The organism is Pelotomaculum sp. PtaB.Bin117 (genome assembly GCF_002067195.1).
In the GTDB taxonomy this organism is placed as follows: Bacteria; Bacillota; Desulfotomaculia; order Desulfotomaculales; family Pelotomaculaceae; genus Pelotomaculum_D; species Pelotomaculum_D terephthalicicum.
In genome coordinates this window covers 1-9,697 of record NZ_MVQM01000092.1, presented here as the reverse complement: position 1 = coordinate 9,697, position 9,697 = coordinate 1, and the positions used below count along the sequence as shown (strand labels likewise).

9 protein-coding genes are annotated in these 9,697 nt (G+C 52.1%); all 9 read right to left on the bottom strand.

The window, feature by feature from the left end:
- A partial coding sequence (locus A4E54_RS06200; RefSeq protein WP_286725071.1) for a flagellar motor protein MotB occupies positions 1 to 140 on the bottom strand: 140 nt, incomplete at its 3' end.
- Entirely contained in the window at positions 141 to 923 is a 783-nt protein-coding gene (locus A4E54_RS06195) for a flagellar motor protein (protein WP_240083246.1), read from the bottom strand. It abuts the gene before it with no gap.
- Between the two features lie 184 nt (positions 924 to 1,107).
- Positions 1,108 to 1,887, bottom strand: a complete 780-nt coding sequence (locus A4E54_RS06190; RefSeq protein ID WP_240083247.1) for an OmpA/MotB family protein — start codon at positions 1,885 to 1,887, stop codon at positions 1,108 to 1,110.
- A 21-nt stretch (positions 1,888 to 1,908) separates the two neighbouring features.
- Positions 1,909 to 2,691 carry a flagellar motor protein gene (locus A4E54_RS06185; RefSeq protein WP_240083248.1) on the bottom strand — a complete coding sequence of 261 codons (783 nt, stop codon included), beginning with the start codon at positions 2,689 to 2,691 and terminating at the stop codon, positions 1,909 to 1,911.
- A 254-nt stretch (positions 2,692 to 2,945) separates the two neighbouring features.
- Entirely contained in the window at positions 2,946 to 4,016 is a 1,071-nt protein-coding gene (gene buk / locus A4E54_RS06180) for a butyrate kinase (protein WP_240083249.1), read from the bottom strand.
- Between the two features lie 52 nt (positions 4,017 to 4,068).
- Positions 4,069 to 4,971 carry a phosphate butyryltransferase gene (locus A4E54_RS06175; protein WP_240083250.1) on the bottom strand — a complete coding sequence of 301 codons (903 nt, stop codon included), beginning with the start codon at positions 4,969 to 4,971 and terminating at the stop codon, positions 4,069 to 4,071.
- Positions 4,972 to 5,038: 67 nt separating this feature from the next.
- A complete protein-coding gene (locus A4E54_RS06170; RefSeq protein WP_240083251.1) occupies positions 5,039 to 6,142 on the bottom strand; it encodes a DUF362 domain-containing protein in 1,104 nt (367 codons plus the stop codon).
- A gap of 339 nt (positions 6,143 to 6,481) precedes the next feature.
- Positions 6,482 to 7,012, bottom strand: a complete 531-nt coding sequence (locus A4E54_RS06165) for a fibronectin type III domain-containing protein (protein WP_240083252.1) — start codon at positions 7,010 to 7,012, stop codon at positions 6,482 to 6,484.
- A gap of 267 nt (positions 7,013 to 7,279) precedes the next feature.
- Positions 7,280 to 9,697 (bottom strand): ATP-dependent chaperone ClpB (gene clpB, locus A4E54_RS06160; RefSeq protein ID WP_286725062.1); only part of this gene is annotated, 2,418 nt, incomplete at its 5' end.

Here is a 9,697-nt window from a genome sequence, read left to right as displayed (position 1 = left end):
AATTTTTTTGAGTTTATACTGCTGAGGGCGTACATGACGACAAAAAAGATCATCAGCAGAGTAATGAGGTCGGAGTACGTCAGCAGCCACCTTTCCATGCCGGCTTTACCTTCAGGTTCGGGCTGTTTCTTCCTTGACAACTATTCTTCCTCCTCAGATTCTTGCGCTCCGGCGCTGCTTTTCGGCTTCAAAAAAGCAGTCAGTCTTTCCCGGATCAATACAGGGTTGTAGCCGGCCTGGATGGACATGATTCCCTCCAGCATCATCTCACGCAGCATGGCCTCTTTTTTGCTGAGATTCTTCAGCTTGCCTGCTATCGGAATCCATAAAAGGTTGGCCGAGCCGACACCGTACAATGTGGCGATAAACGCGAGGGCGATGGAAGGTCCCAATTCCTCCGGTGATTCCAGGTTGCTGAGCACGTGCACCAGCCCCATCACCGTCCCGATGATACCCATGGTAGGGGCATACCCCCCGGCGGCCTCGAAAATATTGGCGCCGACATTGTGACGCTCCTGGACGGCGTACATCTCGGTCTCCATAATCTGGCGGACCAACTCCGGGTCCGTACCGTCCACTACAAGCTGAATTCCTTTGCGCATGAAGCTGTCATCCACGTTAGGCAGCTCATTCTCAAGATACAAGAGCCCCTCTCGGCGCACCTTGTCAGCCAGGGAGACCAACTGCTCAATCAGGGCTATTTCATCAGGCAGCTTTTGAAACAGAATAATTTTAAATAATTTCGGAACAGTCATGATTTCTTTCAGTGAAAAAGAAATTATTGTCGCACCGATGGTCCCTCCGAAAACAATCATGGCCGCGGTAGGCTTGATTAAAGATAGAACATGACCTCCATCAATTACGAAAGCTGTCACTAATGATAATATACCCAACAAGATACCGGCTACTGTAGTTATCTCCACGCTAGAACATCTCTCCCCGCAAATAAGCTGCTAATTACTTAATTTCGACATATCCCTGTTTATTCCTCCAATACTGGATGAAATTTCTTCTAAAAAACGAAAAAAGGAGACACTCTCACCCCCCTGCCAATTCACCTTTAGCCGTTGGCACACGCTCCTTTTTCGATTCAAGATAACCATACTTTCATTCGGCTCCTGACGGCTTTTGAGCATTCTGCTCATTGAAAGGCGGTTTAAGCGCCATCGGTTCAGCCGTCTCATATTTACTCTTTAACACAACGATATCGACCCGCCGGTTTTTCTGGCGGTTCTCCGCGGTGTCGTTCGGTACACGCGGGCGATATTCCCCATAGCCTGTCGCGGAAAGCCGGCGCTGCGGAAAGCTCAGTTCGCCGATCAATTCCTGCACAACGCTGGTGGCTCTGGCCACCGACAACTCCCAGTTTGAAGGAAATTCTTTGGTATTAATCGGCACATCGTCGGTATGCCCTTCAACCCTGATGTATTGTGTTGTCTTAATCAATATCTGACCGACCTTGACAATCAAATCCTTGGCGTAAGGTGTGAGTTGAGCCGAACCTGAGGGGAAAAGGGCTACATCCTGGAAGCTCAGCACTATGCCCCGCTCCTCCATGCTTACTGTTACCCGGCCGTTTAACCCGTTTTGATCGATGTAAGCCTGCAACTCGTTCTTGATTCGCTCCAGTTCGTTCTCTTCAGTTAATTCCGCTTCGGCGGAAATGCCGGGCGCCAGCGAAACGCCGGGGTTGTTCAATACCGACTGACCGCCGCCCATCGCTCTTGCCAGCGAGACAGCTATTGCCTCAAATTTTTTTGAATTTATGCTGCTGAGGGCGTACATAACGACGAAAAAGATCATCAGCAGGGTAATCAGGTCGGAGTATGTCAGCAACCACCTTTCCATACCGGCTTTACCGGAGCTTTCTGATTTCTTTTCCTTCATTAAAAAATCAATCTTCCCTTCCTATTGTTCTGCTGCTGCCGCTTCTTCTTTCTCACTGGTTTTCGGCTTTAAAAAGGCAGTCAGTCTTTCCCTGATCAGCACAGGGTTTAAGCCGGCTTGAATGGCCATAACCCCCTCCAGCATTATCTGGCGCTGCATGACTTCTTTATTGCTGAGATTCTTCAATTTGCCGGATATCGGAATCCAAAAAAGGTTGGCCGAGCCGACACCGTACAGCGTGGCGATAAACGCGAGAGCGATAGAAGGCCCCAATTCCTGCGGCGATTCCAGGTTGCTGAGCACGTGCACCAGCCCCATCACCGTGCCGATAATACCCATGGTAGGAGCGTAGCCCCCGGCCGCCTCGAAAATGTTCGCGCCGATTTGGTGGCGCTCCTGAACAGCATACATTTCGGTCTCCATAATCTTTCGAACAAGCTCCGGTTCGGTGCCGTCCACCACAAGCTGAATTCCCTTGCGCAGGAAACTGTCCCCCATGCCGGGCAATTCATTCTCAAGATACAAAAGGCCCTCCCGTCGTACTTTGTCAGCCAGGGACACCAACTGCTCAATCAAAGATATTTCGTCGGGCAGCTTTTGAAACAGGATAATTTTGAATAATTTTGGAACAGTCATCACTTCCTTCAGCGAAAAAGAAACCACCGTCGCGCCGATGGTCCCTCCAAAAACAATCAGGGCCGCAGTAGGTTTGAACAATGACGCAACCTGTCCACCGTCAATGACGAAAGCTATCACAAGAGACAAAACACCTAACAATATTCCGGTAATTGTTGTGACTTCCACGGCTAACTCTCTCCCCAAAAATGTTATATTTTAACTTAGATACACTACTTCGACACATACGACATTATTCCTCCATATATGGATGTAATTTCTTATAATGAGTTAATTTTCTTAAAAAAACAAGGGAGCAAGTGAAGACGGTATTTGCCTGGCGCCTTTGAGGCGACAAGCAAATACTGTCTTCACTTGCTCCCAATCCGATCGATTAATTACTGTCGTTTAAATAATTTTTTAGTAACTTTTTAATAATTTTTTTAATATACTTTTACATCCTCTAATCCGGCCAGCACTCTCAGTCCACCGGCCGCGAGGGCCTCCATCTCGTTTTCGCCCGGATAAACGCGGACCGGGGCGATAAAACGAACTCTTTCTTCAATCCACCCCACCAGCATGCGGCTATGGGCAATACCGCCCGTTATGACGACAGCGTCGACATCGCCCTTCAGGATGGCGCCGCAAGCGCCTATTTCCTTTGCCACCTGGTACGCCATCGCCTCATAAATCAATTTGGCCTGCTCGTCGCCCCGCTCAATCCGTTCCTCCACCTCCAGCGCGTCGGCTGTTCCCAGGTAAGCTACAAGCCCGCCTCCTCCGACAATTTTTTTCATCATCTCTTTCCTGGTGTAAAGACCGCTGTAGCACATCTCCACCAGTTTTCCCGCGGGCAGCCCCCCGCTCCTCTCAGGCGTGAACGGACCGTCACCTGCCAGCGCGTCATTCACGTCGATAACTCGTCCCCGCAAATGAGCGCCTACCGATATGCCGCCACCCAGGTGAGCAACAACGAGGTTTATTTCAGAATAGTTTTTCCCCATGTCTTCCGCCGCCCGCCTGGCCACGGCCTTCTGGTTGAGCGCGTGGAAGAGGCTCTCCCTGGGATTTTCCGGCATCCCGGAAATGCGTGACACAGGCTCCTTTTCGTCAATACACACCGGGTCCACGATATACGCCGGGATGCCCAGTTCCCCCGCAATGGAGTGGGCGATCAGGCCGCCCAGATTCGAAGCGTGCGACCCGCGTCTTTCCGCTTCCAAATCCTCAAGCATCTCTTTGTTCACCAAATAGGTGCCCCCCGGAACGGGCCTCAGCAAGCCGCCCCTGCCGACCACAGCGTCCAGCTCCCCAGGTTTAACACCTGATTTCGCAATAGCGTCAATAACCAGCCGCCGTCTGTAGGCAAACTGCCCGGTAACTCCCGGGAATTTCTTCAGTTCTTCGCCGCCGTGTCTCAGCGTTTCGGAAAAAATGGGGTCGTTGTCCCGAAAAACCGCAAGCTTGGTCGAGGTTGAACCTGGGTTGATGATTAGCTGCAAAAAACTTTTCATATTCATGCAACCCCCTTGGATATCAACATTTTGGTCAAAAAATAATCATAATTTATTTAATATTCGCCATAAGCACTCCGATAGCGACGGACACCAGCTTCGCTTCGGAAGAATCAGCCCGCGACGTCAGGATTACCGGGGCGCTGGCGCCTACAATCAGGCCGGTTATTTTCGCCCCCCCCAGGAATACCAGCGCTTTATAAAGCACGTTGGCCGCGTCGATATTGTCCAGCAGGAGGATATCGGCTTGGCCGGCGACAGCGCTTTTTACGCCTTTGGCCCTGGCGGACTCCTTGGATAAGGCCAGATCCAGGGCCAGCGGCCCGTCAACAATGCAGTCCTTGATTTGGCCTCTTTCAGCCATCTTGCAAAGCATACCCGCGTCCACAGAACTGGTCATGTCAGGATTCACCAGTTCCATATGAGAGATGAGCGCCACTTTGGGATTTTCAATTCGCAGTGACTTGGCAACGGATACAGCGTTTTTAACCATATCAACCTTTTGGACAAAGGTTGGCTTGATATTCATCCCGGCATCCGTCATCAGCATCAATCTATTGTAACCGGGTGATTCGAACACAGCCACGTGACTTAAGACTTTCCCGGTGCGGAGGCCGATATTTTTGTCCAGAACCGCCTTTAACACAGTCGGTGAATTAACCGCGCCCTTCATCACCATATCGGCTTCCCCGCTGTGGACCATTTGCACCGCTTTTCTGGCCGCGTTATTAATCTCCGGTTCGTTGATTACTTCAAAATTGCTGATATCAATGCCTCTTTCGCTTGATATTCGGGCAATCTCGTCAGCGTCACCAACCAACACGGCATTGGCGATACCGTTTTCCTGGCATTCCCTGGCGGCTTCTATTACCTCCCCGTCCTGAGCTACAGCTATGGCAACCTTTTTCGGAGGGCATTTCTTAGCTTCTTCCACTATGTCTGCAAAACTCTTCATTAAAGCAATCACCTCTCTTATGGATTAGAAATAATTATTCATTCTGGCTCCTGGCTCCCGACTCCTCTCAGCAACTGATCAACTCATATTTCCTGGTGCCCAGCCCGATTTCTTCAGCGTAATCCAGTTGGCGCCGCCAGTCTATACCGGGATACAATGCGAGAAACTTATCCCCCACGTCTCCTTTACCGGCCAAACGGCTGCCCGGCAAAACCTTTTCCCGGTTGACCAAATCAACGCAAGCCTGATCAAGGGCGACCGGGTCACGCGAGGCCAGGATGCCGATATCCCTTACCAGGGGAGCGTCGCTAAAACCACAACAATCACAATCAGGGGTTACTTGGGTAACAAATGAGATAAAACCGTATTTGCCGTTCTTATTTTTTATCGCGCCTTCAGCATACTCCACTATTTTCTCCTGCATCCGATCCGGCTCGGACTGCCAGTCGATTTCGATAGCGCCGGCCGGGCAGGTCACGGTACATTCACCGCAGCCGATACACTTGCCGGGCTCGATAACAGATACTTTTTGCCGTACTGAGATCGCTCCTGCCGGGCACCACCGGCCGCATTTTGCACAGCCCTTGCACTTGTCGGCGCTCACCACCGGGTGAACATCGGAGTGCATCATTAATTTGCCGCTTCTGGAACCCAGCCCCATCCCGAGATTCTTTAAAACACCTCCAAACCCGACAAGCTCATGGCCTTTAAAATGAGTAACTGCGATCAGGGCGTCGGCGTGGTACGCGGACGCACCGATTTTTACTTCATTAAAATGTTTCCGGCTGATTTGCACATTCACGTACTCTTTTCCCGACAGCCCGTCGGCGATGATTAGCGGGGCGCCCATCACCGCATAGGCGAAACCGTTCTCAACAGCTGTCTGCAGGTGGTCGACGGCGTTTGCACGGCTGCCTTTGTAGAGCGTGTTGGCATCCGTGAGAAACGGCTTGCCGCCCAACTCCTTCACCTTGTCCACAATCCGGCGCACAAACTGGGGGCGGACATAACCGGTGTTGCCCCGCTCGCCGAAATGCAGCTTAATGGCGACCAGCTCTTCCGGCGCGATAATTTCCTGCAGTCCGGCCCGCACAAACAACCTTTCCACTTTATCCAGCAGGCTCAGATCATTTCCCGCACGCATATCGGTAAAATATACTTTCGCGCTCACAGCATAATCCCCCGCGCAGCATAGATTAATTTACTTTATGATTTCTATTGTCTCTTTTGTTATTCCTGCCTGCGAATAAAAACTATTCATTAAAACTATTCTTTAAAATCTGAACAAATTCGTGGGGTCAGCCCTTGACATTGAAATTCGTGGGGTCAGTGAAATTCGTGGGGTCAGCCCTTGACATTGGACAATTCTGCAGGTTAGCGATCATTATATTTTAATCATAAGGTTCTAGCCATATTATTACCCCATAATTTGTTGTGCTTGTCCAATGTCAAGGGCTGACCCCTTAATAAGAAAAAAAAGGCCTTCCCAGAGGGAAGCTTTTACGGACAACTAATTATCAATATACTCCATCACCTCAAAACTGAGTATTTTGTCGAAAACAATATACTCCTTCATGCTGAGAAACGGTCCAGAATTGTATATATTGGTTACCTCATAAAAATCTTTAGGCTTGCTGCTGTACCACTTAATAAATGCATCAACTTCCGCCATGGTGAGGTCATATTCCTTCTGGATGCCGTTAACCATCGTGATTACCATGAGCGCCCTATTCTCACTTGATTCTGTTTCTTGCGTCGCGGCATGTGCTTCATCCAAATTGCCGTTTTCGCCTGCAGCGTTAATATCAGCAACAGTGGCGCTTATCTCATTGGAATCTCCGCTTTCGCCATCGGCTGTAACTGCGGATACCACATAATAATAGGTGGTACCGTTGCTCATATCGGTATCGGCATCAATATAGGTCGTTTCTTTTATGCTAGTCGCGATAACCTCATATGGCCCGCCAGAGGTTGTTGCCCTTTTAACATTGTAACACGTCGCATTGGGAACTGAGTCCCAGGTAAGAGTGAATTTAATCAATAATCACCACCTCACAAAATACCTTTAATTACTCTATTCGACAATAAAAGGATTTTTCCTTCCAAAATGAACTACAAGTTCCGACAAATCCCAATAAATATATAGGAATGGAAATGATAATTGTTTCAGGAAATAAATCTAAAAGGTCCCAATTTTTAGAGCAGGCTCGCAATATTTAAGACTAAACGATTTAGCAAGACCAAAAATCAAACCCGGGCAGTTGGTAATCCCGCCCGGGTCTTTTCGTTCGCTCTACAGCCGTTTTAATCAGCCTTTTTCAAAAACCAGCCCGCCGGCCGGGTCTGTGCCCACCGTGACACGATCACCCGCGGTGCCTTTTCCTTCCAGGATATAAACTGATAGCGGGTTTTCCAGCCGCTTCTGAATCGCGCGTTTGAGCGGCCGCGCGCCGTATACCGGGTCAAACCCCTCCCTGGCCAGGAGCGCCCCGGCTTCCGCCGTCACTTCCAGGGATATGCCCAGTTTAGCCAGGCGCTGTTTTAACAATGCCAGCTGGATGTCAACGATTTTGGCAATCTCTTCCTGGCCGAGGTTGTTGAAAACAACCACCTCGTCGACCCGGTTCAGAAATTCGGGGCGGAAACTGGCCTTCAGCTCTTCCATCACACGCGCTTCCAGCTCGGCCCGGTTGCCCCCGTTCAATTCTCTGAACCAGTGCCCGCCCAGGTTGGAGGTCATGATCACCACGGTGTTGCGGAAATCAACCGTCCGGCCGTGCCCGTCGGTCAGCCTGCCGTCGTCAAGCAGCTGCAGCAGGATATTGAACACGTCCGGGTGCGCCTTCTCAATTTCATCGAAAAGGATTACTGCATACGGACGGCGGCGCACGGCTTCCGTCAGCTGTCCGCCTTCGTCGTAACCGACGTAGCCGGGGGGCGCCCCGATCAGGCGCGACACGGTGTGTTTTTCCATGTATTCGCTCATATCGTAGCGCAGCATCGCCCGCTCGTCGTTAAACAACAGGTAGGCCAGCGACCTGGCCAGTTCGGTCTTGCCCACTCCTGTCGGGCCGAGAAAGATAAACGAACCCATCGGCCGGTCCGGGTCGGAGACTCCCGCCCTGGCCCGGCGAATGGCGTCGGACACCGCCTGCACCGCGCGGTCCTGGCCGACCACCCGTCTGTGGATGAATTCCTCCATCTGCAAAAGCTTCTGCACCTCGCCTTCGAGCATGCGGGATACCGGAATGCCGGTCCACTTGGCCACCACTTCGGCGATGTCTTCCTCATCCACTTCTTCTTTCAGCATTTTATGCGCTTTTTGCAAATCCGCCAGCTTCTCATTTCTTTGCTGCAGGCGCTGGTTCAGCCCGGGCAATACCCCATAGCGCAATTCCGCCACCTTGCCCAGGTCGCCGTCCCGCTCGGCGGTCTGCTCGGCCAGTCTGGTTTCCTCGATCTGCCCCTTGATCTCCCGGATGTCCTGGATCAGTTCTTTTTCCTTGCGCCAATGTTCCTTCAATTCCTCCATTTTGCCCTTCAAGTCCCGCAATTCGTCCTCCATCCTGGCCAGCCGCTCGATGCTTCCTTTGTCCTGCTCTTTAGACAGGGCCTGTTTCTCTACTTCCAACTGTCTGATCCGCCGATCGATCTCGTCAATCTCGGTGGGCATGCTGTCTATCTCAATACGCAGCCGGGAAGCCGCCTCATCGATCAGGTCGATGGCTTTATCCGGCAAGAAACGTTCGGTGATATAGCGGTTGGACAAAGTCGCGGCGGCTACCAGGGCGGCGTCCTTTACCCGCACCCCGTGGTGCACTTCGTATTTTTCTTTTAAACCGCGCAATATGGCAATGGTGTCCTCCACACCGGGCTCACCCACATAAACCTGCTGGAACCGCCGCTCCAGGGCGGCGTCCTTTTCAATATGCTTGCGGTATTCGTCAAGCGTGGTGGCGCCCACGCAGCGCAGTTCGCCCCTGGCCAGCGCCGGCTTGAGCATGTTGGCCGCGTCGACCGCTCCCTCGGCGGCGCCGGCCCCCACCAGGGTATGCAATTCATCAATAAACAGGACGATTTCACCGTTGGCCTCGTTGATTTCTTTCAGCACTGCCTTCAGCCGGTCCTCGAACTCGCCCCGGTATTTTGACCCGGCCACCATCGCCCCGATGTCCAGGGCAAGCAGCCGCTTGTTTTTCAAGCCCTCCGGCACGTCCCCGCTGAGAATGCGCTGGGCCAGCCCTTCCACGATGGCGGTTTTGCCGACCCCCGGCTCCCCGATCAAAACCGGGTTGTTTTTTGTGCGCCGGGAGAGGACCTGGACCACCCTGCGAATTTCTTCATCCCTGCCGATCACCGGGTCCAGTTTCCCTTTGCGGGCCATGTCGGTAAGGTCCCGGGTAAAGCGGGCCAGCGACTGGTATTTATCCTCCGGGTTCTGGTCGGTAACCCGCTGGGTGCCGCGGATCTCCACCAGGATTTTATACACCCGGTCCGCGGTCACCCCGGCCCGCCGCAGGATCCGCCCGGCTTCGCCGTCCCGCCGGGCAACCATCCCCAGCAGGATATGCTCGGTGCTTAGGTATTCGTCCTTTAAACGCTCGGCTTCCTTCCAGGCCAGGTCAATCGCTTCCGCAAGCCCCTTGGAAACATACATCCCGCCGCCGCCCTGCACTTTGGGCAGGCGGTCGACAGCAGCTTCAACCTGGCTCTTCAGTTTCGCCGG

Excerpts from the sequence above, each read along its gene's own strand:
- A4E54_RS06175 (WP_240083250.1), bottom strand. The coding sequence starts at position 4,971 with ATGAAGAGTTTTGCAGACATAGTGGAAGAAGCTAAGAAATGCCCTCCG.
- A4E54_RS06190 (WP_240083247.1), bottom strand. The coding sequence starts at position 1,887 with ATGAAGGAAAAGAAATCAGAAAGCTCCGGTAAAGCCGGTATGGAAAGG.
- buk (WP_240083249.1), bottom strand. The coding sequence starts at position 4,016 with ATGAAAAGTTTTTTGCAGCTAATCATCAACCCAGGTTCAACCTCGACC.